Below are 25,802 nucleotides of genomic sequence, written 5' to 3'. Positions count from 1 at the left end.
CCGAGAGAGACCGACATGATCGTGCGTGTGCGCCACCTGGCTCCTTTTTTCGCGCTGGCCCTGCTCGCCGGCTGCGGCGACAAGTCCGCGCCCTCGGCAGGCCAGGCGCCCCGGCCGTCGCTTGCCTCGCAGGTGATCCACGCCGGGGATGCTTCGCGCGAGCAGACCTGGGACGGCGTCGTCGAGGCGGTCAACCAGGTCACCCTGACTGCACAGACCAACGCCCGCGTGCTGGCCTTGCCGCACGACGTCAACGACGTGGTGCCGGCAGGTGCCGTGCTGGTGCGCTTCACCGACGTGGAGCAGAGGTCCTCGCGTGACGCGGCGCTGGCGCAGCTTGCCTCGGCGCGGGCCGGCTACAGCGATGCGCAGGCGTCGTTCGAACGCTTCTCCGCGCTGCTGCCCAAGGGCTACGTGTCCAAGTCGGACATGGACAGCGTGCGTGCCCGGCGCGATGCCGCCAAGGCTGCGCTGGATGCCGCGCAGGCCCAGCTTGCCCTGGCGAAGCAGAGCGTGGACTACACCGAGGTGCGCGCGCCGTATGCCGGCGTGATCACCCGCCGTTTCGTGCACGTGGGCGAGGCGGTGCAGTCCGGGCCGCCGTCGCCGCAGCCGCTGATCGCGATGGAGTCGCTCGATGCGCTGCGCGTCAGCGTGCAGGTGCCGCAGAGCTCGGTCGACGCGATCCGCGCCGCCAGGAGCGCCACCATCCTCGCCGACGGGCGGCGCGTGCCGGCGAAGGACATCACCGTGTTCCCGTATGCCGATCCGGCCACGCATACCTTCACCGTGCGCGTGGAGGTGCCGGGGCAGGACAGGGGCCTGCGTCCGGGCACCTCGGTCAAGGTGGCCTTCCCCGTCGGTGACGCGAAGCAGCTGCTGGTGCCGGCGTCCGCGCTGGTGCGCCGCGGCGAGCTGATCGGCGTCTACGTGATCGGCGATCATGGTGTCTCGCTGCGCCAGCTGCGCGTGGGCGATCCGGTGGGCGACCGGGTGCAGGTGCTGGCCGGCCTGGACGACGGCGAGACCATCGCGACCGATCCGGTGGCGGCGCTGAACTTCCTCGCGCAGCATCGCGCCAAGGATGCGTCCGGCCATGAGTGAGGCAGGGAAGATGGGTATCTCCGGGCGCATCGCACGGGCCTTCCAGGCTTCGCAGATCACCCCGCTGCTGGCGCTGGCGGGGCTGTTGCTGGGCATCGCCGCGGCGATCATCACGCCCAAGGAAGAGGACCCGCAGATCGAGGCCACCATGGCCAACGTCATGGTGCCGTTCCCCGGCGCCGGCGTGGACAACGTCGAGCACCTGGTGTCGTTCCCGCTGGAGCAGAAGCTCTCGGAAATCCGTGGAATCAAGCATGTGTACTCGATGAGCCGTCCGGGCATGTCGGTGGTGACGGTCGAGTTCCAGGTCGGCGTGCCGCGCCAGGAGGCGCTGGTCCGCCTGTACAACAAGATCTATTCGAACGCCGACTGGGCCCCGCAGGGCCTGGGCGTCGGCCAGCCGCTGGTCAAGCCGTACGGCATCGACGACGTGCCGATGATGGCGCTCACGCTGTGGTCGGACCGGCCCGAGGTGGACGCCGAGCAGTTGGCCCGAGTCGCGCATACGCTGGAGACCGAGGTCAAGCGTATCCCCGGCACGCGCGACGTCTACACCCTTGGCACGCCCGACCGCGCGGTAACGGTGCAGATCGATCCGTCGAAGCTGGCCAACTACCAGCTCACCGTCGGCGATCTCGACCAGGCGTTGAAGGCGGCCAATATGGCGGCCGACGTCGGCAACGAGATCGGCGACAACCGCAACGTGCCGGTGAAGGCTGGTCGCCTGCTGATGAATGCCGACGAGGTCGCCCACCTGGTGATCGGCCTTTCCGGCGGCAAGCCGGTGTACCTGTCCGACGTGGCCACGGTGACGGCCGGTGCCGACCAGCCCAGCCAGTTCGCCTCGTTCGGCGCGCCCGCAGGCAAGGCCGGTCCGCTGACCGGGCTGGTGCCGGCGGTGACCATCGCGATCGGCAAGAAGGCCGGTACCAACGCGCACACCATCGCCAGCGAGGTGCAGGCGCGCATCGCCGCGCTGCGCAACGTCTCGATTCCGGACAGCGTGCACGTCACGGTCACCCGCGACTACGGCTACACCGCCAACCAGAAGGCCGACGAGCTGATGCTGCACCTGGCGCTGGCCGCCCTGGCGGTGGTCGCGCTGGTGCTGTTCGCGCTGGGCTGGCGCGAGGCGGTGGTGGTCGGCGTGGCGGTGGTGGTGACGCTGGCGATCACCCTGTTCGCCTCGTGGGCGATCGGCTTCACCATCAACCGCGTCTCGCTGTTCGCGCTGATCTTCTCCATCGGCATCCTGGTCGACGACGCCATCGTGGTGGTGGAGAACATCCACCGGCACATGGCACTGGGCGGCAAGCGCCTGCTCGAGGCGATCCCGCAGGCGGTGGACGAGGTCGGCGGCCCGACCATCCTGGCCACCTTCACGGTGATCGCGGCGCTGCTGCCGATGGCCTTCGTCGGCGGCCTGATGGGCCCGTACATGCGGCCGATCCCGATCAACGCGTCGGCCGGCATGATGATCTCGCTGGCGGTGGCCTTCGTGGTCACGCCGTGGCTGGCTTTCCGACTGCTCGGGCACCACGAGCACCAGGCACATCCGGGCCATGGCGAGGGGCTCCAGCCGTCGCGCATCGATGCCTTCCTGCAGCGCTTCTTCAAGCGCCTGATGACGCCGTTCCTGGCCGGTCGCAGCGCGTCGCGCAAGCGCCGCATGCTGTTCGCCGGCATGGGCCTGCTGGTGCTGCTGGCGGTGGGTCTGGTCGGCGTGAAGGCGGTGATCCTGAAGATGCTGCCGTTCGACAACAAGAGCGAGTTCCAGGTGGTGCTCAACATGCCCGAGGGCTCCACCCTCGAGCAGACCCAGCGCGTGCTGGTGGAGATGAGCCAGGTGATCGACAAGGTACCGGAGGTGAAGGACTTCCAGATCTATGCCGGCACCTCCGCACCGATGAACTTCAACGGCCTGGTGCGCCAGTACTACCTGCGCAACCAGCCGTACCAGGGCGACATCCAGGTCAACCTGGTCGACAAGGACGAACGTTCGCGGCAGAGCCACGAGATCGCCAGTTCGGTGCGTCCAGCGCTGGCCGCGGTGGCGCACAAGTACCACGCCCACATGGTGCTGGCCGAGGTGCCGCCGGGTCCGCCGGTGATGGCACCGATCGTGGCGGAGATCTACGGGCCGTCCTACGGCGGGCAGCGTCAGCTGGCGCGGACGATGGAGCAGATGTTCGGCAAGACCGACGGCATCGCCGACATCAATTCCAGCGTGGAAAGTCCGGCTGCGCGGCGCAAGGTGTTCGAGATCGACCGCGAGCATGCCGCCACGCTGGGCGTGAGCCAGGCCGAGATCGTCTCGGTGCTGCAGGCGGCGATGGGCGGCGACCGCGCCACGTATCTGGGCGAGCCGGGCATCAAGTACGCGGTGCCCGCGCTGCTACGGCTGTCGCCGGCGGCGCTGGCGTCGACCCAGACCATCCTGTCGCTGCGGGTACGCTCGCGCAGCGGCGCGCTGATCCCGCTGTCCGAGGTGGTGAAGGTCAGCGACGAGCCGTGGGCCGGCGCGGTCTACCACAAGGACCTGCGCCCCTATGCCTTCGTCACCGCGGACGACGCCGGCAGCGAGGACAGCCCGGTCTACGGCATGTTCCGGCTGGTCGGCAAGCTGGGCGCAGGCAAGGTGGATGGGCACACGCTGACCCAGCACTTCACCGGCGCACCGATCGGCGACGACCACTACTCGATCAGCTGGAGCGGCGAGTGGGAGATCACCTACGAGACCTTCCGCGACATGGGCATCGCCTATTCGGTGGGCCTGGTGCTGATCTACCTGCTGGTGGTCGGCCAGTTCCGCAGCTACCTGGTACCGCTGGTGATCATGGCGCCGATCCCGCTGACGGTGATCGGCGTGATGCCCGGCCACTGGCTGCTCGGCGCGCAGTTCACCGCCACCTCGATGATCGGCATGATCGCGCTGGCCGGCATCATCGTGCGCAACTCGATCCTGCTGGTGGACTTCATCAACCACGCGATCGCCAGCGGCCTGCCGCTGGAAGAGGCAGTGGTGGAGGCCGGAGCGGTGCGCGCCAAGCCGATCATCCTGACCGCCATCGCGGCGATGCTCGGCGCGTTCTTCATCCTCACCGACCCGATCTTCCAGGGCCTGGCGGTGTCGCTGGTGTTCGGCGTGCTGGTGTCCACGGTGCTCACGTTGCTGGTGATCCCGCTGCTGTATTACGCCATGCTTGATCGGCGACGCCGCAAGACCGCGGCGATCACCGATGAAGGAGCACACGCATGAGCGAGACCCAGGAGTTCACCCTGACCCTGACCCAGGAAAGCGACTACGTTTTCCGTATCGCCTTCGACGACACGCCGATCCCCGAGCTGGTCACCGACGAGACCGCGCCGCTGGGTGGCGACCAGGGACCCAATCCGTCGCGCTTGCTGGTGGCGGCCGTGGCCAACTGCCTCAGCGCGAGCCTGCTGTTCGCGCTGCGCAAGTTCAAGAACGCTCCGGGGACGCTGGTGACCCGGGCACGTGCGACGCTGGGCCGCAACGAGGAAGGGCGGCTGCGGGTGCAACATATCGCCGTCACGCTGGAGCTGCCCGAGGCGGTGGCCGACTACCAGCAGGCCGAGCGCCTGCTGGCGCAGTTCGAGCACTTCTGCGTGGTGACCGGCAGCGTGCGCGACGGCGTGCCGGTGGAAGTGAGCGTGCGCGACCGCGATGGCCAACTGGTCCATCACAGCGAGGCGGAGTAGGGCGGGCGATCGAGGGCTGCGGCAGGGCGTCGCAGCAAGACGGATCGGGTCGAAAGAACTGACGGCGGTCAAAAGGCGAAACGAAGGGCTGATGACAATGCATCCGTCTTTCGACACAAAAACAAAGGAACGCCCCATGAAAGCATCCGCTCTTGCCCTGACCGCCCTGGCCCTCGCCTTGGGTGCCGCATCCGCCGCCCACGCCGCCGATACCTCGCCGTGGGTGTTCCGGGTCGGCGTCCACACCGTCAATCCGAAGTCCAACAACGGCACGCTGGCCGGCATGAAGGCCACCATCGACAGCGACACCAAGCCGACCTTCAGCATCGAATACATGTTCGATCGCAACTGGGGTGTCGACGTGCTTGCCGCGCTGCCGTTCAAGCACACCGTCCGCCTCGATGGCGTGTCCGCCGCGACCACCAAGCACCTGCCGCCGACGGTGGGCCTGAACTACCACTTCCTGCCGGACGCCGTGGTGTCGCCGTTCGTCGGCGTCGGCCTGAACTACACCACTTTCTTCCAGACCCGCGGTGTCGGTCCGCTGCAGGGTACGCATGTAAGCATCGCAAACAGTTTCGGCGCAGCCGCGCACGCCGGCCTCGATTTCCGCATCAACGATCGTTGGCTGGCTACCGCGGATGTACGCTGGATGAGCATCGCCGGTGACGTGAAGGTAAACGGCACCAAGGTCGGCAAAGCCAACATCGACCCGCTGGCCTACGGCCTGAGCATCGGTTACCGCTTCTGATACCGGAGATGCGATCACCTTCGTCCACTTGGGAACAAGGACATGATCGACAGTACGGTCGTTGAACTCTCGCGGTGGCAGTTCGCTGTCACCGCGCTCTATCACTATCTGTTCGTACCGCTCACGCTCGGGCTCAGTTTCTTCATCGCGGCGGTGGAGACGGTGTACGTCACCACCGGAAAGACCATCTACCGCGAGATGGCCGAGTTCTGGGGCAAGCTCTTCGTGGTGAACATGGCCCTCGGCATCGCCACCGGCCTGACCATGGAGTTCGAATTCGGCACCAACTGGTCGTTCTATTCCGGCTTCGTCGGCGACATCTTCGGTGCGCCGCTGGCGATCGAGGGCCTGATGGCCTTCTTCATGGAATCCACCTTCGTCGGCCTGATGATCTTCGGCTGGAAGCGGCTGTCCAAGGTGCAGCACCTGCTGGTCACCTACCTGGTGGCCTTCGGCACCAACCTGTCGGCGCTGTGGATCCTGATCGCCAACAGCTTCATGCAGGACCCGGTGGGCGCGAAGTTCAACCCGGTCACGATGCGCATGGAGCTGGACAGCTTTTCCAGCCTGATCTTCAGCCACGATGCCCAGGCCAAGTTCGTGCACACCAGCATCGCCGGCTATGTCACGGCGGCGATCTTCGTCACCGGCATCAGTGCCTACTACATGTACCGCAACCGGCACATGGCGATGGCCCGCCGTTCGTTCCGCATGGCCGCGCTGTATGGCGTGCTGGCCACGGCTGGGGTGATCACCCTGGGCGACGCGCTCGGCTTCGTCGGTGGCCAGGCGCAGCCGTCCAAGCTGGCGGCGATGGAGGCGATGTGGCAGACCGAGCCTGCGCCGGCACCGTTCAACGTGATCGCGTGGCCCTCGCAGGAACACAAGCGCAACCTGTTCGAAGTGCAGGTGCCCTACGTGCTGACGCCCCTGCTGACCCACACCATGACCCAGGAAGTCCCGGGCGTGGACCGCATCGAGGCCGACGCGGCCAGGCGCATCGCCAACGGCATTCCGGCCGTCGCGGCACTGAAGGTGCTCAGCAGGGATCCGACCAATGCCGATGCGCTGGCGCAGTTCAACAGCCATCAGCAGGATCTGGGCTACGGCTTCCTGGTCAAGCGCTATGCGCCGGGCCAGGACGTGGAAAAGGCCACGCCGGCGGACATCCAGAAGGCCGCAGGTGACGCGGTGCCGAATGTCTTCGCGATGTTCTGGAGTTTCCGCGTGATGGTCGGGCTGGGCCTGGCGATGCTCGCGTACTTCGTGCTGGCGGTGATCTTCTCGGTGCGCAACGACGTGGAGAACCGCAAGTGGTTCCTGCGCCTGGCGCCGTGGATGATCCCGATACCGTTTATCGCCAACGAGTTCGGCTGGCTCACCGCCGAGATCGGCCGGCAGCCGTGGACGGTGTACGGCCTGCTGCCCACCTGGATGTCCGCGTCCAGCCACAGCGTGGGTTACATGGTGTTCTCGCTGATCGGCTTCGTCACGCTCTACACGGTGTTCATTGTGATCGAGATGACCCTGATGGTGAAGTTCATCCGCAAGGGGCCGAGCAGTCACGGGCACGGCCATCCGGCGCCGCCGCGTCCTTCGCTGGGTGGTCGTGCAACCGCCGTGGCCATGATGCGCGAGGAGGGCTGAGCGATGGAACTGTATTTCGGACTCAAGGTGCTCTGGTGGCTGGTGCTCGGCGTGCTGCTGATGGGCCTGGCGATCATGGTCGGCATGGACATGGGCGTGGGCACGCTGCTGCGCTTCGTCGGTCGTGACGACAACGAACGCCGGGTCTGCCTCAACGCGATCGGTCCGCATTGGGACGGCAACCAGGTGTGGTTCATCCTCGGCGGCGGCGCGATCTTCGCGGCGTTCCCGCTGATCTACGCCACGGCGTTTTCCGGCCTGTACGTGGTGATGCTGCTGCTGCTGTGGACGATGATCGTGCGTCCGCTCGGCTTCGAGTACCGCAGCAAGCTGCCTTCGGCCACCTGGCGCAACGCCTGGGACTGGGCGCTGCTGGTCAGCGGCGCGGTGCCGATGATCATCTACGGCGCCGCGATGGGGAACATGCTGCAGGGCGTGCCGTTCCACTTCGACTGGGACATGCGCTCGTACTACACCGGCAGCTTTGTGTCCCTGCTCAATCCGTTCGCCGTGCTGTGTGGCCTGCTGTCGCTCTCGCTGTCGATCTACATGGGGGGCGTGATGCTGATGGGGCGCGCCGGTGGTGCTGTCGCACCGCGTGCGCGCAAGGCGGCGATGGGCGCGGCGATCGCTGCGATCGTGCTGTTCACGCTGGGCGGGATCTGGGTGTCGTTCCTGCCGGGCTTCGTGCTCGAGCACGCGCCGGCACCGGGTATGCCGCAGAATCCGCTGCAGCAGCAGGCGAGCATCGTCACCGGTGGACTGCTGGCCAACTACCGCAGCCAGCCACTGCTGTGGGCGGTGCCGGCGCTCGGCTATGCCGGCATGTTGCTGGGCCTGCTGGCCGTGCGCGGCAAGCGGTCCACGCTGGCCTGGTGGCTGGGTGCGGGCGCCTGGATCGGCGTGATCGGCACGGTGGGCGCGGCACTGTTCCCGTTCCTGATGCCGTCCAGCAGCGAGCCGTCGCAGAGCCTGACGCTGTGGAACTCGGTGTCGAGCCAGACCACGCTGCTGTGGGCGACCGGATTTGCCGCGGTGTTCGTGCCGCTGGTGGTCTGGTACACCAGCTGGGCGTTCTGGGTGATGCGCGGCGAGGTCGATGCCGCGGCGATCCAGCACGACGAACACGCGTACTGAAGGAGCGAGCCATGAAGACCTTGCTGCAATTCCTGATCTACATGCTGCTTGCCGTGGTGGCGATCGTGATGGGCGTGATCCTGGGCGACTACGGCTCCTGGTATTTCGCCTGGTTCGTCGGCACCGCGATGATCGTGCTGGTGGCCGCCGCCGGCGGCGCCTGGATGGACGCGCACGACGGCTCCGTCGACGAGACGGAGCCGGCCGGCCACTGAGCCGGATGCTTGCGGGGAAGGGGGCGAGGGGACCGGCAACGGTCCCCTCGTTTTTTTCAGCCCAGCAGGTCCTGCAGGTCGAGGAAGGGGCCAGGTTGCCGAGCCAGATCGTCGGGCCGGCCGCGCTGGACGACGCGCCCGCCGTCCAGCACCGCTACCTCGTCGACCAGGCCGGCCAGCGTGCCGAGCTGGTGGGTGATCAGCAGCACGGTGCGGCCGGCCATGGCGACGGCCAGCGAGTCGTGGAGCGCGCGGGCGGTGGCGGCATCGAGGCCCTCGGTGGGCTCGTCCAGCAGCAGGATCGGGGCATCCTTGAGCAGCGCGCGGGCGATCGCCAGCCGGCGCGCCTGGCCACCGGACAGGCGCATGCCGGCTTCGCCGAGCGTGGTGTGGTAGCCCTCGGGCAGGGCCTCGATCACCTCGTGCACCTGCGCCGCGCGGCACGCCGCCACGATGGCCGTGTCGTCGGCATCCGGCCGTGCCAGCAGCAGGTTGTCCAGCACCGTGCCGTTGAACAGGTAGGCGTCCTGCGAGACCACCGCGAAGCAGGCGCGTGCGTCGTCCGGGGCGAAGTCCCGCAGCGGCTCGCCGCCGAGCAGTACCTGGCCGTCCTGGAAGTCACGAAAACGGGCCAGCAGCTGCAGCACGCTGCTCTTGCCGGCGCCGCTGGCACCGACCAGCGCGGTGCGTGAGCCGGGCGCGAGCGCCAGGTCGAAACCGTCCAGCACCCAGGGGCGGTCCACCTCGTAGCGGAAGCGCACGCGCTCGAAGCGCACGCTGGCATCGCGCGGCGCGGGCGAGGGACGGTCCGGCGTGGCCACGGCCGGCTCGGCATCCACCACGGCAAAGATGCGTCGTGCCGCAGCGAGCTGCTCGCCCAGCATCTGGAACGCCAGCGGCAGCGGCGTCACCGCCTCGAACGCGGCCATGGCGAACAGTGCCAGCATCGCCAGTTGCGCCGGTGCGATCGCGCCGGCGGCCACCGCGGGCGCTGCGGCGATCACCGCCCACCACAGCGCGAGGTTGGCGCACAGGCCGACGGCGCCGGCGGAGAAACCGGCCAGTTCGCTCAATCGGCGCTGGTCGGCGAGCAGGTCGTCGGAGAGCCGTTGCACGCGTTCATGCCGGGCGTGCTCCGCGCCGTACACGCGCAGTTCGGCGGCTCCGGCGAGGGCATCGGCCACCGCGTTGCGCAGGGCGGCGCGGGTCTGCACGGCACGGGCGCCGGCCGCCTCGCCGCGATGCCGCAGCCAGGCCGGCAAGGCCACCCCGGCGAGCGCAAGCCCCAGCGCCGTACCCAGAGCGACCGGCACGCTGAAGACGGCCATCACCGCGACGATCGCCAGGCTGCCGAGCGCGGCCACCACCACTGGCACGAACAGGCGCAGATAGACCTGGTTGAGCGTGTCGATGTCGGCCTGGATGCGCGACAGCAGGTCGGCGGCGCGCAGCGACTGCAGGCGTGCCGGGGCCAGTGGCTCGAGGCGTTCGTAGAACCACACCCGCAGCTGCGCCAGCAGGCGGAAGGTGGCCTCGTGGGTCACCAGCCGTTCCAGGTAACGGCCGCCGGTGCGGGTCAGCGCGAAGGCGCGGATCAGCGCGGCCGGGGTGAAGTAGTTGAGCGTGATGCCGGCCGCCCCGGCCAGCGCCATCGCCGCGATGAAGTGGCCGGACACCGCCAGCAGGCCGACGTTGGCGAGCAGGGCGGCCAGCGCCAGCAGGGCGCCGCCGGCCATCCACGCGCGGTAGGGGCGGAACAGCGCCCCCAGCCGGCGCAGGTCGGCACGTCCCTGGGCGCGGTTGGGGCGGCGCGTCATGCGGACCCCGCGGCAGCGGCCAGCAGGCGCGCGAACGGACCGTCGGCCGCGCGCAGCGCCTCCGGCGAGCCCTGTTCGACCACCCGTCCGCCGTCGAGCAGCACTACGTGGTCGGCCAGCGCCAGCACGTGCAGGCGATGGGTCACCAGCAGCACGGTGCGACCGCGGGCCAGTCGCTCGATCGCCTCGAGTACCGCCCGCTGGCTGTGCGTGTCCAGGTGGGCGGTCGGCTCGTCCAGCAACAGCACCGGCGCGTCTTTCAGGAACGCGCGGGCCAGCGCGAGTCGTTGCACCTGTCCACCGGACAGGTTGGCGCCGCGCTCGCCGAGCGGCGTGTCGAAGCCCTGCGGCAGCGCGTCGATGAAGGCCTCGGCGCCGGCGGCGCGGGCGGCCTCGCGCAGCTGCGCATCATCGGCATCGGGGCGGGCCAGTCGCAGGTTGTCGGCCACGCTGCCCTCGAACAGGTGCGCGCGCTGCGGCACCCAGGCGACGCGCGTCAGCCACTCGGTTTCGGCGATGTCCGCCAGGTCGACGTCACCGACCGTGATGCGACCGTGGGTGCGTCCGATGAACCCGAGCAGCAGGTGCAGCACGGTGCTCTTGCCGGCACCGCTGGCACCGACGATCGCGGTCACCCGGCCGGCGGGTGCGGTGAAGCGGCAGTCGTCGAGGGCCACGGTGCCGTCGGGATAGGCGAAGCCCGTGGCTTCGAACGACAGCGACGGCGCTCCGGGAGGGGCCGGCGCCGTTCCGAGTCGTCGCTCCAGGATGGGCTCGGCGAAGACCTGCACTATCCGCTCCGCCGCGCCGATCGCTTCCATGCGCAGGTGGTAGACCGTGCCCATGTTGCGCAGCGGACCGAAGAACTCCGGCGCCAGCAGCAAGGCGAACAGGCCGGGCAGGAAGGCCAGCTCGCCCCACATCAGGCGAAAGCCCACCAGCACGGCGACCACGGCGATGCTCACCGTGGCGAGGAACTCCAGCACCACCGACGACAGGAACGCCACGCGCAGCACCTGCATGGTGCTGCGCCGGTAGTCGTCGGACACCTGAGCCACCACGGCCGCCTCGCGCCGGCTGGCACCGAACAGCTTGAGCGTGGTCAGGCCCTGCAGGGTGTCCAGGAAGCGTGCGCCGAGAAAGGCCAGCACGCGCCACTGCTTCTGGTTCAGCTCCTCGGTGCCCTTGCCGATCATCCACATGAAGAACGGGATCAGCGGTGCGCTGACCAGCATCACCAGCGCCGAGATCCAGTCGGCGGGAAACACCGCGACCAGGATCGCCAGCGGCAGCAGCGCGGTCATGCCCATGGTCGGCAGGTAGCGCGCGTAGTAGCCCTCCATCGCCTCCACACCGCCCACGACACTGGTGACCAGATCGCCGCGCGCCTGCCGTTGCAGCCACGCCGGCCCCAGTTTCTGCAGGTGGGCCAGCAGGTCGGCACGCAGCGTGCGGCGCACGATGGCGCCAGCGCGGAAGGCGACGCGCTCGGCTGCACGCGCCAGCGCGAAACGCAGTGCGAACACCACCGGCAGGGCGGCCAGCGCCGGCCACAGCCGGGCCAGTGGCGCGCGGTGCATTACGCCGGCATTGATTGCCCACGCTGCCAGCCAGGCCTGGGCGACCAGCAGCAGGCCGTTGACGAGACCGAGTGCGGTCGCCCGGCGCAGCGGTGCGCGGACCCGGGAACGGAAGCTCTTCAGCCAGACTTCGGGGCGCGGCAGGTCGGAGGCGGCGGACACGCGGCGGGCACGCTCGGTGGACAGGGGACGGATGCGCCGGACGGCCATCCGGGCCCGCGCAGGATAGCAGTGCGCGACGGCCCGGCCGGCCGCTTTAGCCGCTCCGCGGCGAGGCGCGACGCCGCAGCAGTGCCAGCCAGGCGGCGGATACGGCGAGCATCGCCGCCACGCCGAGCCACGTGGCCGGTGCGGGCCAGGCCATCGCCATCACGTGGCGCAGCCACGGCACGCCGAGCGCCAGCGCGATCATCGCCAGCAGGGCGGCGAACATCGGCAACAGCCACGGATTGCCGGTGCCAGCGCGGTGGCGCGCGCGGTTGGCAAGGGTCAGCAGGAATACCGACAGCAGCAGGGCGAGGAACGTGCCGGTGCGCGCCTGGACCGCTCCCACGGCGTCCTGCAGCAGGCCGAAGCCCGTGAGCAGGATCGCCGCGAGGCCGGCGCCCTGCAGCAGCCCGCGCAGCAATTGGCGGGGGGCGAACGGCGAGTCGGAGGCCCTGCGCGGCGGTCGGCGCATCACCGTGTCGGCGGCCGGGTCGGCCTCGAACACCACCGAGCACGCCGGATCGATCAGAAGTTCGAGCAGCACGATGTTCACCGGCATCAGCAGCACCGGCCACTGCGCCAGCGCCGGCACCAGCGCCAGCGCCACCACCGGCACGTGCACGGCGAAGATGAAGCGGGTGGCGCGGCGCACGTTGTCGTCGATGCGACGCCCCTGCCGGATCGCCGCCACGATGCTGGCGAAGCTGTCGTCCAGCAGCACCAGCGCCGCTGCCTCGCGCGCCACGTCGGTGCCGCGCTCGCCCATCGCGATGCCGACGTCGGCCGCCCGCAGCGCGGGCGCATCGTTGACGCCGTCGCCGGTCATGCCCACCACCTCGCCGCCGGCCTGCAGGCAGCGCACCAGCCGCAGTTTCTGCTCGGGCATGACCCGGGCGCAGATGTCGGTGTCGCGCAGGCGCGCGGTCAACGTGGCGTCGTCCATCGCGTCGATGTCGCCGCCGGTCAGCACCACCGGCGTGTCGGCGAGGCCGACGCGGTGGCCGATCGCCTGCGCGGTGAGCGGATGGTCGCCGGTGAGCATGATCACGCGGACGCCCGCCGCACGACATTCGGCCAGCGCCGCCGGCACCTCGCTGCGCGGTGGATCCAGCAGGCCGACGAGGCCGAGGAACTCGAAGTCGAAATCGTGCTGGCTGGCCGGGTGGGCGTCGCCGCGCCAGTGGCCGCGGGCCACGCCGAGCACGCGCAGGCCGCGTCCGGCCATCGCCGCCACGGTCGCGCGCAGGTCGGCGAGATCGGGCTCGGCCAGGTGGCAGAGGTCGGCGACCGCCTCCGGCGCGCCCTTGGTGGCCAGCAGGTGGCGGTCGGGCGCGCGCTCCGGATACACCCGGGTCATCGCCAGGATCTCCGGACTGAGGCCGTACTCGGCGATCGGCAGCCAGTCGGCGTGCACGTGTTCGGTGCCGGCGAGCAGGCTCCGGCCGAACGACTGGATCGCCTGCTCCATCGGGTCGAACGGCTGCGCCGGCGTGGCCAGCATGGCGAACTCGACCAGTGCGTGGAACGGCTCTTCCAGCGGGCCTCCCGTTGCCGCGTCGTAGTGGCCAGCGTCGATGGCCAGCTCGGCGACCTCCATGCGGTTGCGGGTCAGGGTGCCGGTCTTGTCGGCCGCCAGCACGGTGATCGCACCCAGCGTCTCCACCGCCGGCATGCGCCGCGTCAGCACCTGCTGGCGGGCGATGCGCCAGGCGCCGAGCGCGAGGAACACGGTGAGCACCACCGGGATCTCCTCCGGCAGCAGCGCCATGCTCAGCGCGACGCCGGCCAGCACGCTGGGCAGCGCGCCCTGGCCATCCCACGACCACAGCAGCAGGGCATAGGCGGCGGCCACCAGCAGGCCGGCGACGGTCATCGTTCGGATCAGCCGGCGCGAGGACCGCTGCAGGCGCGAGGGGGGCTCCACCGCGTTCGCCAGCGCCAGGCCGATGCCACCGACGCGGGTTCGTGCACCGGTGGCGGTGACGCGGGCGAGGCCGCGGCCGCGGGTCACCACGGTACTTGCGAACAGCGGGGCAGGAGCGGCGCCGACCAGCTTGTTCACCGGAACGGCCTCGCCGGTGAGCAGCGACTCGTCGACGTCGAGCTGGCCTTCCAGCAGTGTGGCATCGGCGGCGATGCGGTCGCCCTCGTGCAGCACCAGCAGGTCGCCCACCACCACCTCGATCGCGGCGATGCGGACCCGCTGCCCGCCGCGCTGGACCAGCGCCCGCGGGGCGGACAGGTCGCGCAGCGCTTCGAGGGCCCGCTGCGTGCGGTGCTCCTGGGCGAGCGTGATGCCGATCACCACCAGCACCGAGCCCATCAGGAAGGCGGCTTCGGCGCGGTCGCCGAGCGCCAGGTAGATGCCGCCGGCGGCCAGCAGCATCAGCAGCATCGGCTCGGCCAGCACGCTGGCCAGGGTGCGCCACAGCGGCCGGTGTTCGCCGCCGGGCAGGGCGTTCGGGCCGTCGCGCAGCAGTCGTCGCGCCGCCTCCGCCGGGTCGAGGCCGGCGTGGCTGCCGTCGCCGTCGGGGGCCGTGGACGGACTGCCTTCCGCCCTCATCGCGAAGGCATCAATGGCAGACCAGCACGGGCGGTTCGGCGGTCAGCAGCACCTTCTGCGTCTCGCTGCCCAGCAGCAGGCGGTTCAGTCCGCGCCAGCCGTGCGAGCCCATCACGATCAGGTCGCAGTGGTTCTCGCCGGCGACCCGTGCGATCACCTTGTGCGGCTGTTCGTCCAGCAGATAGCGGCTGTCGCACGGTACGCCGGCCTTGGCGGCACGATCGCGGACCTCGGCAAGGAAGCGTTCGGCGCGCGCGATCGACTCCTGCGTGTAAGCCAGCTCGGTGGCCGCAAGCATCTCGGCCATGTAGGAGATCGTGTGGAAGGGCGGTACCACGTGGAGGGCGAGGATGCGCGCCCCGCAGGTGCGGGCGAGGTCGATGGCCGTGGCGGCCGCGCGGATGGAGAGCTCCGATCCGTCGGTAGGAACCAGAATGTGCTTGAACATGGCGTGCTCCGGACGCAGTGGACATATACAGGGTGCGCCAGGTCGGCAGGGTCCATCTTGATGGGCGTCAATGGTCCTGTTCGGTGGCCGGGGAGAAGGGTCGTCGCCGCCCGGCCGGTTGACCCTGATCAACGGCCGACACGGGCGGTTGGTGCAGCATGTCGACCACGCCTTCCGGAGCCCCCGCCATGCTCGACCTGATCATCAACCTCGACCGTCTCGAGGACGACACGCCGGCCTGCGTGGTCGGCCTGGCCGCAGCCCGTCAACTGGGCGCCTTCGCCACCGGCATCCACGTGGTGGCGGTGTATCCGCCGGTGATGGCCATGCCCGAGGCACTGGCGCTGCTCGATACCGAGGAGCGTTCGGCGCAGGCCTTCGCCACGCAGTGGGAGGCGCTGTGCGCGCGGCATGGGGTGAAAGGGGAGTGGGAGGTGATCCGTGGCGCCTATGTGCCGATCCTCGCCAAGCGTTCACGGCTGGCGCAGTTCATCGTCACCGAGTTGCCGGTTCGCAACCCGGATGCACCGATCGGCTTCGACAACATCACCCGCACCCTGTTCGACGACGCCTCCCCGATGCTGCTGGTACCGGAAACCTGGCGCGGCACCGGCGCGGCGGATCGGATCCTGGTGGCCTGGAACGGGTCCGGCGAGGCCGCCGGTGCGGTCAAGGCGGCGTTGCCGTTGCTCAAGCGGGCGGGCAAGGTGCTCGTGCTCGACGGCGAGCGCACCGGGCTGCCGGGATTGTCGCCGCCACCGCTGCCACTGCGGGCCTGGCTGGAGCGGCAGGGGGTGGCGGTCGAATGGCAGCGCTTCGACAAGGGCGCCAACGTCGGCAAGGCCCTGCTCGAGAAGGCCCGGGAGATCGAGGCGGACCTGCTGGTGATGGGCGCCTGGGGGCGCTCACGCCTGAGCGAGCTGGCCCTCGGCGGCGCGACCCGGTACGTGCTCGACCACACCCATCTACCGCTGTTGATGGCGCACTGACGCCGGGGCTCAGGGGCTGAGCAGCGTCCGGCGCGTGCCCGTCGCCCGGTCGAGGCCGGCAGTCACCTCGGTGCCGCAATCGCCCAGCGTTGACGACTGCTTCAGCCACTTGGGGTCGGGGTAGTAGGCGAAGACCACCGAACGATCCTTGATCGTGTCGATCAGCCGCTTGGCCACGCCCCGTCGCACCGCCGGGCAGCCCCAGCTGCGCCCCAGGCGCCCTTCGGAGGAGGCGAACAGGGGGCTGACATAATCCGCCCCGTGGATCACGATGGCGCGGCTTTCGGCGTTGTCGTTGAAGCCCTCGTCAAGCCCCTTCAGACGCAGCGAATAGCCGTTGTGGCCCACGTAGGTGCCGTCCGTGACGAAGGTGCCGAGGCTGGACATCAGGCTGCCCGGCGCGTTGGAGAAATGCGAGGCCAGGTTGTCTCCGCTGTTGCGACCGTGCGCCACGAGCTCCTTGAACAGCAGGGTGCGGTGGGCCAGGTCGAACACCCACAGTCGCGGCTGGGTGGACGGGCGCGAATAGTCGATCACACTGAGCGTGCGAGCGGGCATGGCCTTCTGCACGCACTGCAGCGCACGGGTCGCCAGCGCGATCACATGCGGATCGGCCGCCGGCGCTGCCCGGACCAGCGCGCTCGCAAGGTCGCCGGGCGCCGTCGCATGGGATGCGGGCGCAAGGCCGAGCAGCAGGGCAACAACGGAAAGCACGCGACGCACCGGGGTGCGAGGGGCGAAGTGCGGCATGGGAGGCAACCACAAGAGCGGACGGCGGCCAGTTTCCGGGGCGGAAGCTGAACGAATTGTCAGGAAAAAATGAACGAAGTCAGCGACTTTCGCGAGGCGTGACCGGCTTCGCGGTCGCCGGGGCGGGGGAGGCCGCTTCGAGCAGCTTGGCGTAGGGGATCTTCCCCTCGCCCCCCAGGCCGGGCAGGTCGGTGACCAGCACCGTCGTCCCCGGAACCATGGCGTCGCGCAGCCGTTCACCGAACCGGGCCGGCACGTGCAGCCGCGCGGCCATCGTCGCGGGGTCCGGCACGAAGCCTTCGCCAAGGATGCGATAGGCCGACCAGCGGGGCAGCATCGGGCGGTCGTCTCCGCCGGTTTCCGCCTGGCCGGTCATCACGTAGAGCAGCGTGCCCTCGGGAATCTCGCCCGGAGCGATCGCCAGCGGCGCCTGGCCCAAGAGCACGCCATTCTGCAGCACATAGACCCGCTGGTCGTACGTGCTGACCACCACGCCCAGCGTGCCCCCAGGTGCGAGGGTGAGCGTATCGTCGCCCTCGCCGGGCACGGCCATCGGCGCGCCGGTCAGGTCGATCGGCGCTACCGCGGCGGGGTGCACGATCGGTGCCGGCGATACTTTGCCGTCGGACACGACGACGATGCCGCCACGCTGGGTCACGGCAAACAGCTTCTCGGCGAAGGCTGGCGGCAGCCGCACACAACCGTGGGAGGCCGGATGCCCGGGCAGCACGCCGCCGTGCAGCGCGACGCCATCCCAGGTCAGGCGCTGCATGTACGGCATGGGGGCATCGTCGTAGAGGTTGGAGCGATGTTCGCGCTCCTTCTGCAGGATGCTGTAGACGCCTGGCGGTGTCTCGTACCCCCGTTTGCCGGAGCTGATCGGGCCTGCGCCGATCGCCACGCCATTGCGATACACGTAGATCGACTGCTCGTCGAGGCTGACGATCACCACCACCGGGCCGGCCGGTGCAATTTCCGGGTGCCAGAAATAGCGCGTGGCAGCCCGCAACGACGCCGCCGGCCACAGCAACAGGGCGAGCAGCAGTACGATCGGCAGGCGGGTGCGGCGTAGGGCGGACATGCGGAAAAAGAGCGGCGGGATCGTCACTTCATCATGGGCCGCTTGCCTGGCGGCGGCAATCGCGTCCCCGCCGAAGTTCGTCGCCAATCGCCTTTGCCAGCATGGCCAGCACACTGCCGAGTGCGGCCAGCGCCATGTCTTTCTGAGCGTCCCACGGATCGCCCTGGGTGCCGAGATAGGCGGTGCCCAGCCCGTCGCCGAAGTGGACCGCAGCGAACCATTCCACCAGTTCGTACACCACCGAGTGCGACATCACGAAGGTCACCGGCAGGATCCATCGCCAGATGCTCTGCGGCGGCGCGCGCCGATCGAGCAGTTCCACCGCCATCGGCGTCACCAGCAATCCGTAGAGGAAGTGCACCAGTCGGTCGTATTCGTTGCGCGGGAATCCGAGCAGGCGGTCGAGCGAGTAGCCGGTGAGGCGCTGGAACCATGCGTCGTAGGGCACCTCGGAGTAGGTGTAGTGCGCCCCCACTTCGTGCAGCAGCAGGAATGCGAACAGCGCGATGCATGCCCGACGGGAAAAGCGAAGGCGGTGCCAGCCGTAGGCGAGCAGGGGCAGCGCCACCAGCACGACCGCATTCTCCAGCAGCCAATCCTGCCGATAGCGTGGCGCGATGCCGAGCAGGCTGGCTGCGATGAGGAACAGCCCCAGCAGCAGCGCGGGGAACCGCCAGTCATTGTCGCTATCGGAATGCACCATGAAACCCGTCGGGGGTGGTAGCGGGTCGCGTCGCCCGCAGTCTGGCACGTGGCGCAGGCCTTCGCGCACGGAGTTATGATGCCGGAAGCGGGCAGTGGCGGCTCAAGCTCCGCATGGGGAAGACGATAGGGAAGCATACGGGTCCGGAGCGCCCCGGGGGCACTTCGCTCCACCGGTTCACCGGGGCGCGGCAGTGCGTGCGATGGGCGAGTCGGGACGATTTCGGATGGAACAGGGCGATCGGGGAGCGGAGCGCGGAGGCTTGAAGCGGGAAGCGCCGGACCATGCCCTGGCGGGAGCCGGGCTGCGCTCCCGCTTCTACCGCAGCCTCGCCGAAACCCTGGTCCGCCTGCACACGAACCATGGCTATGACCGCCGACTGGCCATGGCCGAGGTCGTGGCGATTTTTGCAGCCACGATGGAGTTGCCGCTGGTCTGGCTCGGTCGGCACGTGCCCGGTGGCGATGGAGTCGCCGTGCTGGCCGCGGCCGGGTCGGCGACCGACCGGGCCGGCCGCCTGCTTTCGGGAGAGGATCCGCCTGGCGTCGGGCCGGATGACCCGGTGGGCGAAGCGCTTGGTTCGGGGGCGGGGTACGTCCTGCGGCGGGAGCTCCCGGCGTCAGCGCCCGGACAGGCCGGCGCGTGGAACGACGGTTTCGCATGTTGCCTGGCGGCAGCCACCGCGCAGGACGGCAGCCGGCTGGTGCTCGCGGCCTGCGCGGTCGATGCTCCGGGCGACGCGCCGGATGAACTGGGGGCGTGGCTGGAGCAGCTGGTGGTCGAGCTGGCGCGGTTCTGGGATCACCAGGCCATGGTCGAGCGGGATCAGCGCATCAGCCGTTACCGCGAGGCACAGCGTGCGATCCAGCGGGCGTTGCTCGAGCAGCCGGATCCGGAGGCCGTGTATCGCACGCTGGCCCAGTCGCTGGTCGAAGTGGCAGGCGCCGCGGCCGTGGACGTGCTGATGGTCGAGAACGAGGGTGCGTCGCTCCGCCGCGTCGCGCTAGCCGGTCCGATCGCCGAGGAGCTCGGACGACTTTTTCCCCGGCCGCCGGCCGAGGGCCAACGGGTGCCGCTACCCTTGCTGGCCCTGCGCGAAATGCGCCCGCAGATCCGGATCCGCCCCAGCGAGCGCAGCGACATGTCGCCGATCTGGCAGCACGGGCTGCTGGCGGACATGGGGGCCTCGGGCTGCTGGCCGATTCTTGCTCCGGACCGCGCCCCCGGGCAGGCGGCCAGGCCGATCGGGGTGTTCGCGCTGATCACCCGGGAGAAAGACGCGTTCGACGACGAGATGTGCCGCGTACTGGACGAACTGGCCGAAGTAGCCGGAATCGCTCTTCGCCAGCACGAACGTCGCCGGGCCCAGCTCGAAGAGCAGCAGCGGCAGACCTACCTCGCGCTGCACGATGCGCTGACCGGATTGCCGAACCGGCGTGCGCTGGACATGCACATGGAGTGCGCCCTCGAGCGCGCCGAACGCAACGAGCGACTGGTTGCCGTGGGCATGCTCGATCTGGACGACCTGAAGCCGATCAACGATCGCTACGGGCATGCCACCGGCGATCTCCTGCTGGTCGAGGTGGCGCGCCGGTTGCGAGCGGCGTTACGGCCGGATGACTACATCGCCCGCCTGGGCGGCGACGAGTTCGTGATCGTCTGCGAGGGGCTGCATCGCGACGTGGAGATCGAGCCCCTGCTCGATCGGCTGTGGATCGCCCTGCGCGAACCCATGCGGGTCGAGGGCGAGGTGTTCGAGCTGACCGCCAGCCTGGGCATCGCACTGTTCCCGGACCATGCGACCGGCGGCGGCCAGCAACTGCTGCGCCGTGCCGACCAGGCGATGTACCAGGTAAAAGCGCGCAAGCGGCAACGCGAGCGCTGGTGGTCGACCCCGCTGGCCGCAGCCGCACAGCCCGCTCCCGAGTTCGACGGCCGCAACCAGGCCCCCTACGGACAGCACGCCGAAGCCCTGTTGCGACCATGGGCCGCGCTTGCCGAGCCACTGGTGCCCGAACTCGTCGATGCCTTTATCGGCGAGCTGCGTTCGCACGAAGGCATCGCCCGGCTGTTCGCGGTGTTGCCCGAGGTCGACCGCGCCATGCTGGCAGCGCGCTTCGCCCAGCACATCCAACTGCTGGTGCAGCCGGGCCTGGATATCGAATCGCATCGTTTGCAGGCGGCACGGGCCGGGCGCTTCCATGCTTCGGCCGGCCTGGAGGAGGTCTGGTTGCTGGAGGGCGTGGAGCGCTTGCGGGACCTCATCGCGCAGCGTTTCGGCAGCCTGTCGGTCAGCGACCGTCGCCCACTGGGCATCGTGCTGCAGCGGCTCGGGCTCGAGCGCCAATGGCAACTGGAGAGCATCCGCGACGTGCAGCGTGAGCGTGTGGCGCTGCTGGCGCGCCTCAATGCACTGGCCTGGTCGGCCGAAGGCTATCTCGAGCTGATCCAGGGCGTGGTGGATGCGCTCGCCGGGCACAGCGAAATCTGTTCCTGCGCTGTGGGACGGCCCGACGACAGTGGTCAGCTCACCTACGAAGCCGTCGGCGGCGAGGCGTTTGCCGAGTACCTCCGGGCGCTGGCACGGGGTGGCGCCGCGCCGATCAGGGTCAATGCCGACAGCGAGCAGGGCGGCGGACCCAGCGGGCGCGCGTGGCGCACCGGACAGGTACAGCGTTGCCTGCACTACGGGACCGATCCGGCGATGGTCAGCTGGCGCGACGTGGCGTTGCCGATCGGGATCGTATCGAGCGTTGCGATTCCCCTTTGCCCGATGCCGCCGACGCCATCGGCGGTGCTCACGATCTACAGCGCATATTCGGGCGGTTTCCAGAGCGAGGACCAGCAGGCATTCGTCGACCAGCTCAAGAATCTGCTCGATCTCGCCCTGGCCCGCCTGGTCCCGCCGCGCCCGGGGACGGAGTTGTTGCCCTTCTTCGTGCGCGAACGCTGGCGAGCGTTGATCGCCACCGATGCCTTGCAGACCTACTACCAGCCGGTGGTGCGGCTGGCCGATGGCCATGTGTCCGAACTGGAGGCGCTGGCGCGTCTGCAGGACCCGGACGGAGGGCTGCTGTCGCCCGCGCGCTTCCTCCCGGCACTGGGGGACGACGACCTGGTGGTGCTGTTCCGGCAGGTGCTGTCGCAGGCGACGCGGCAGCGGGAAATGCTCTCCCGGATGGGGCATGTGGTGGACGTGTCGGTGAACACGCCGGCCGCGGCGTTGGAGGATCCGCGCTATGCCGAGGCCGCCGCGGCGACCATTTCCGAGGGATGCTGCCCGGTCGAGTCGCTGCTGCTGGAGATCCTCGAGTCGCCGATGGGCACCGACCACAGCGCGGCTTCCGGGACGGCCGGCATGCAGGCGCTCAAGGCGCTGGGGGTACGGCTGGTCGAGGACGATCTCGGCGCAGGCTACAGCTCGCTCATCCGTCTGCGGCACTGGCCATTCGACCGGGTGAAGATCGACCAGGCCATCGTGATGCAGGTGGCTGACGATCCGCTGCGCACGCTGCGCTTCATTCGCCAACTGGTCCGGCTCGGGCACGACCTGGGACTCGATGTGGTGGTCGAGGGCCTGGAGACGCCGGGTCTGATCGAAGCTGCGCTGTGGCTGGGCGCGGACATGGGGCAGGGCTACGCCTTGGCGCGGCCGATGCCGCCGGGGGATCTGCCGCGCTGGCTGGACGGCTTCCGCTGGAAGTGGAACGCCGCGCGTCCGGTGACTGCGCTCGGAGCCCTCGCCAGCGCCCTGCAGTGGGAGGAACAATTCCTGGCGCTGCCGGCCGGGCCGGAGTTCTGGCGGTATCACGCCCAGCGCGCGTGTGCGACCGGAAGCTACCTGGACGCCGCGCTCGCGGTGCAAGCGAACCTGCGTGAGGCGAGTGCGGCGCACGTCGCGATGCATGCCGCCGCCGTGGCGGGTCCCCACGATGCGCAATACCGCCGGCAGAGGAACCGCTTCATCCAGCTCTTGATCGAGCAGGTGCAGTTCGAGGAGCGCTCCCGCGCGACAGCGTGAGCCGGCCGGATCAGAAAGCCAGCCGTTGCCTGCCGGCGGCCTTCGCCCGGTACATCGCCGCGTCGGCGCGGCGCAGGAGCTCCTGCGGTGTCTCCTCGTCCTGGCCGTCGTGCACCGCCACGCCGACGCTGGCGGCCAGGCGCACGGCAACGCCCTGGATCTCCCGCTCCGTGGCCAGCCGCGCCAGCAGCGCCCGACCGAGTCGTTCGGCGTGATCGCGGACCGGCTCGAGGTCCTCGATCACCACCACGAACTCGTCGCCGGCGAGCCGGGCCACGAAGTCCGAGTCGCGCACCGAGCCACGGATGGTTTCGCCGAAATGACGCAGCACGGCGTCGCCGAACTCGTGCCCGAGCGTGTCGTTCATCGGCTTGAAATTGTCCAGGTCCATGAACAGCACGGCCACCGCCCGGTCATGCCGACGAACGCGGTTCATCGCCTGCTGCAGCCGCTGCATCAATGCGCGGCGGTTGGGCAGGCCGGTGAGTGCGTCGTGCGAAGCTTCGTGCTCGATGCGTTCGTACAGAAGCTTGCGCTCGGTGACATCCTGGGCGAGCAGGTAGAAGCCCGCGACGGTCCCGTCCTCCACCACGTGCGGCACCAGCGTGGCGTAGAACCACATCGGGCCCGTCCGCCCGGGCAGCGAATACTCGGCCGTGGCGCGATGGCCAGCCAGCACGCGTTCGATCACCGGCTGCAGCTGCGCACAGGTTGCCTCGCCCCAGAACTCGGGCACCCGGATGCCCAGCAAGCCGTCCGGCGCGATGTCGAACCAGTCGGTATAGGCGCGGTTGTGGAAGCGATAGCGCAGGTCCCGGTCGATGTAGGCGATCATCGCCGGTGCGTTGTCGGTGATGGTACGCAGCCGCTCTGCGCTGCTGCGCAACGCCAGTTCATCCGCCTTGCGACGGCTGATGTCCTGCAGGAAGGCGTTGGCTACCATGCGGCCGCCGATCCGGGTTGCTCCCAGCGTGAGTTCCAGCGGGAACTCCTCGCCATCGCGCCGCACGCCGCTCAATTCCAGGTGTCGGCCGACCAGGTGGCCCGTGTCGGGCAGGCCGGCCATGAAGCTTTCGAATGCCTTCAGGTGGCGCTCCCTCATCGACGCGGGGACGATGGTGTCGGCCAGCGAGCGCCCGATCGCCTCATCGCGCGACCAGCCGAAGATCAGCTCCGCCGAGCGGTTCCAGGACACGATGCGATCGTCCGCATCGACCTCCACGAAGGCATCCGAGGCGAGCTGAAGGGTGGTCTCGAAACGCTCCTTTTCCTCGATCAGCGCCTGTTGGGTGGACGCGCGCGCGGCGATCTCGCCCTGCAGGCGTACCACCGTGAGGTGCAATTCCGCCGTGCGCTCGGCGACGCGTTGCTCGAGGGCGTGCCGCAGGGTCGCCAGATCGTGCTCGACGGTCTTGCGCACATGGATGTCGGTGAGGACGACGACGAGGTTCTCCGGGTGGCCTTCGCGGTCGCGCAGCACCGATGCGCCGACCTGGGTCCACGAGCAACTGCCATCGGCGCGCAGGAAACGCAGTTCCATGTCCAGCGCCTCGGTATCGCCTTGCAGCACCTGGCGAGCCATTGCCAGCCCGCGCTCACGGTCATCGGGGTGAGCGAAGTCGGCCACATGGGCGCCCAGCAGTTCGTCGCGCGAATGGCCGAGGATGTCGCAGAAGCGCTGGTTCATCTCCAGCCAGCGGCCATCCGTGGACGCCACCGCGATGCCCACCGCGGCATGTGAGGCAGTCCTTGACAGCAGGGTCTCGCTGCGTTCCAGCGAGACTTGCATCGCGTGGGTCTTCTCGGCGGCCTCCAGGCTCCACAGGTGGTCCTGCACCATGTCCGCCAGGTCGCCGAGCGCGGCCCGGTCGACGTCGCCGGACTCGCGCGGTGCCCGGTCGATCACGCAGAGCGTGCCCAATATGTCGCCCCGGCGCGAGCGCAGCGAGCGGCCCGCATAGAAGCGGATGTACGGTGGGCCAGTCACCAGAGCATGGTCGTGGAAGCGGATGTCGCCGGCTGCGTCGCCAACCACCATGGGTTCGTCCTGCCCGATGGTGTGGGTGCAGAATGGCAGCCCTTCCATGGCTTCCTGCCAGTCCGCACCGGATCGGGAGAGCGACCATCGGCGGTCGCCATGGATCAGCTGCACCATAGCCACGGGAACGGCGAACAACCGCGCGGCCGTGCGCGTGATCCTGTCGAGCACGGGGTCATCGATGTGCCCGGGCTGCCCGAGGCGGCAGAGCAGGGCTGGGCATTCCGGTTCGTCGCGGGACTGGCTGGTCGGAAGCATCGAACATCTCTTCGGGTCCGCAAACGATGCGGGGAGGCGGGAGAAGTTCCGTCTTCAGTCGAAGCCTAGCGTCAGAGCGGCTGGCGCAGCTGTGCCGGCGATCACCTGGCCGGTATCGGAGGGCGGCCATACGAAAGCGGGTCCGGCATGCCGGACCCGCTTTCGTCGATTCGTTGGTGGGCGGTACAAGGATCGAACTTGTGACACCTGCCGTGTGAAGGCAGTGCTCTACCGCTGAGCTAACCGCCCGCCGGGAGCGCGCAAATATACGGGGTGTCCCGGCTTCGGTCAATACTTCCTTAATCGCCGCGCCAGGGTTCGGCGAGGAAGGCGTCGGCCGGTTGCTACAATCCCCGGCTTGTCTCCCTGGCGACACCCTCATGGACACCTTCGCGCACCACTTCCAGCACATCCTGGACGCCTTGCATCGCTTCGAACTGACGCCCTGGAAGATGGTCGGTTACGCCGGCACGTTGATGTTCACCAGTCGCTGGTTCGTGCAGCTCTACTACACCCGCAAGCACAAGCGCGTGGTGATGCCGCTGGCGTTCTGGTGGCTGTCGGTGATGGGCAGCACGCTGCTGCTGGCCTACTTCATCCTCGGCAAGAACGATTCGGTGGGCATCCTCTCCAACTTCTTCCCGGTGTTCGTCTCGGTCTACAACCTGGTGGTCCACTTGCGTCACCAGAAGAACAGCCTGACCGGCGACGCGACCGGTTGAGCCCCGGAGACTCCCTGGCCCAATCGACGCCCCCCGGCCGTGGATCCC

Annotated in this window: 18 protein-coding genes and 1 tRNA gene; 10 read left to right on the top strand and 9 right to left on the bottom strand. The window is 69.2% G+C overall.

Annotation, left to right across the window (positions count from 1 at the left end):
* Window positions 1-15 precede the first annotated feature (15 nt).
* From NC595_RS15660 to NC595_RS15630, 7 genes are all read left to right on the top strand, one after another.
* Window positions 16-1,104 (top strand): efflux RND transporter periplasmic adaptor subunit, encoded by a 1,089-nt coding sequence (locus NC595_RS15660; protein WP_253567994.1) that lies wholly within the window; start codon window positions 16-18, stop codon window positions 1,102-1,104.
* Window positions 1,097-4,363: an efflux RND transporter permease subunit gene (locus NC595_RS15655; RefSeq protein ID WP_253567992.1), complete on the top strand. Its 3,267-nt coding sequence runs from the start codon at window positions 1,097-1,099 to the stop codon at window positions 4,361-4,363. The genes NC595_RS15660 and NC595_RS15655 overlap by 8 nt, the downstream gene beginning before the upstream one ends.
* The gene (locus tag NC595_RS15650) at window positions 4,360-4,827 is read left to right on the top strand and encodes an OsmC family protein (RefSeq protein ID WP_253567991.1); all 468 of its coding nucleotides are present in this window, start codon (window positions 4,360-4,362) and stop codon (window positions 4,825-4,827) included. Before NC595_RS15655 ends, NC595_RS15650 begins: the two co-directional genes overlap by 4 nt.
* 136 nt (window positions 4,828-4,963) lie before the next feature.
* Entirely contained in the window at window positions 4,964-5,578 is a 615-nt protein-coding gene (locus NC595_RS15645; protein WP_253567989.1) for an OmpW/AlkL family protein, read from the top strand.
* A gap of 42 nt (window positions 5,579-5,620) precedes the next feature.
* Window positions 5,621-7,225, top strand: a complete 1,605-nt coding sequence (locus NC595_RS15640; protein WP_253567987.1) for a cytochrome ubiquinol oxidase subunit I — start codon at window positions 5,621-5,623, stop codon at window positions 7,223-7,225.
* Window positions 7,226-7,228: 3 nt separating this feature from the next.
* A complete protein-coding gene (gene cydB, locus NC595_RS15635) occupies window positions 7,229-8,362 on the top strand; it encodes a cytochrome d ubiquinol oxidase subunit II (protein ID WP_253567985.1) in 1,134 nt (377 codons plus the stop codon).
* An 11-nt stretch (window positions 8,363-8,373) separates the two neighbouring features.
* Window positions 8,374-8,577 carry a hypothetical protein gene (locus tag NC595_RS15630; protein ID WP_253567983.1) on the top strand — a complete coding sequence of 68 codons (204 nt, stop codon included), beginning with the start codon at window positions 8,374-8,376 and terminating at the stop codon, window positions 8,575-8,577.
* A gap of 56 nt (window positions 8,578-8,633) precedes the next feature.
* On the opposite strand, the gene cydC is transcribed toward NC595_RS15630, so the two are convergent.
* The 4 genes from cydC to NC595_RS15610 all read right to left on the bottom strand — a co-directional run bounded on the left by cydC (window position 8,634) and on the right by NC595_RS15610 (window position 15,192).
* The gene (gene cydC / locus NC595_RS15625; RefSeq protein WP_253567981.1) at window positions 8,634-10,394 is read right to left on the bottom strand and encodes a thiol reductant ABC exporter subunit CydC; all 1,761 of its coding nucleotides are present in this window, start codon (window positions 10,392-10,394) and stop codon (window positions 8,634-8,636) included.
* Window positions 10,391-12,136 (bottom strand): thiol reductant ABC exporter subunit CydD, encoded by a 1,746-nt coding sequence (gene cydD / locus NC595_RS15620; protein WP_253567979.1) that lies wholly within the window; start codon window positions 12,134-12,136, stop codon window positions 10,391-10,393. The genes cydC and cydD overlap by 4 nt, the downstream gene beginning before the upstream one ends.
* A 94-nt stretch (window positions 12,137-12,230) precedes the next feature.
* Window positions 12,231-14,744, bottom strand: a complete 2,514-nt coding sequence (locus NC595_RS15615) for a cation-translocating P-type ATPase (protein ID WP_253567977.1) — start codon at window positions 14,742-14,744, stop codon at window positions 12,231-12,233.
* A gap of 10 nt (window positions 14,745-14,754) precedes the next feature.
* Entirely contained in the window at window positions 14,755-15,192 is a 438-nt protein-coding gene (locus tag NC595_RS15610) for a universal stress protein (RefSeq protein ID WP_253567975.1), read from the bottom strand.
* A 188-nt stretch (window positions 15,193-15,380) separates the two neighbouring features.
* Between NC595_RS15610 and NC595_RS15605 the strand changes: the two genes are divergently transcribed.
* Window positions 15,381-16,181: a universal stress protein gene (locus tag NC595_RS15605; RefSeq protein ID WP_253567973.1), complete on the top strand. Its 801-nt coding sequence runs from the start codon at window positions 15,381-15,383 to the stop codon at window positions 16,179-16,181.
* Between the two features lie 9 nt (window positions 16,182-16,190).
* Here the strand turns inward: NC595_RS15605 and NC595_RS15600 are convergent, their stop codons facing one another.
* The 3 genes from NC595_RS15600 to NC595_RS15590 form a co-directional block, all read right to left on the bottom strand.
* Window positions 16,191-16,931, bottom strand: a complete 741-nt coding sequence (locus NC595_RS15600; RefSeq protein WP_253567971.1) for a murein L,D-transpeptidase catalytic domain family protein — start codon at window positions 16,929-16,931, stop codon at window positions 16,191-16,193.
* A 79-nt stretch (window positions 16,932-17,010) separates the two neighbouring features.
* Window positions 17,011-18,012 (bottom strand): L,D-transpeptidase, encoded by a 1,002-nt coding sequence (locus NC595_RS15595; protein WP_253567969.1) that lies wholly within the window; start codon window positions 18,010-18,012, stop codon window positions 17,011-17,013.
* Window positions 18,013-18,043: 31 nt separating this feature from the next.
* A complete protein-coding gene (locus NC595_RS15590; protein WP_253567967.1) occupies window positions 18,044-18,715 on the bottom strand; it encodes a DUF2238 domain-containing protein in 672 nt (223 codons plus the stop codon).
* 262 nt (window positions 18,716-18,977) lie between these two features.
* Here NC595_RS15590 and NC595_RS15585 point away from each other — a divergent pair, with 262 nt between their 5' ends.
* Complete coding sequence (locus NC595_RS15585) at window positions 18,978-22,736, top strand: EAL domain-containing protein (protein ID WP_253567965.1); 3,759 nt, start codon at window positions 18,978-18,980, stop codon at window positions 22,734-22,736.
* A gap of 10 nt (window positions 22,737-22,746) precedes the next feature.
* Here NC595_RS15585 and NC595_RS15580 read toward each other — a convergent pair whose 3' ends face one another.
* Both NC595_RS15580 and NC595_RS15575 read right to left on the bottom strand, forming a co-directional pair.
* Window positions 22,747-24,945 carry a sensor domain-containing diguanylate cyclase gene (locus NC595_RS15580; RefSeq protein ID WP_253567963.1) on the bottom strand — a complete coding sequence of 733 codons (2,199 nt, stop codon included), beginning with the start codon at window positions 24,943-24,945 and terminating at the stop codon, window positions 22,747-22,749.
* Window positions 24,946-25,206: 261 nt separating this feature from the next.
* Window positions 25,207-25,281, bottom strand: a tRNA-Val gene (locus tag NC595_RS15575).
* A 131-nt stretch (window positions 25,282-25,412) separates the two neighbouring features.
* Here NC595_RS15575 and NC595_RS15570 point away from each other — a divergent pair.
* On the top strand, window positions 25,413-25,754 hold the full coding sequence (locus tag NC595_RS15570; RefSeq protein WP_253567961.1) for a lipid-A-disaccharide synthase N-terminal domain-containing protein: 342 nt from the start codon (window positions 25,413-25,415) through the stop codon (window positions 25,752-25,754).
* Window positions 25,755-25,802: the final 48 nt, after the last annotated feature.

This window comes from Dyella lutea (assembly GCF_024158035.1).
GTDB classification, from domain to species: domain Bacteria; phylum Pseudomonadota; class Gammaproteobacteria; order Xanthomonadales; family Rhodanobacteraceae; genus Dyella_A; species Dyella_A lutea.
Note: the sequence above shows the minus strand (reverse complement) of the source record. Positions and strands in the feature narration are given on the sequence as shown.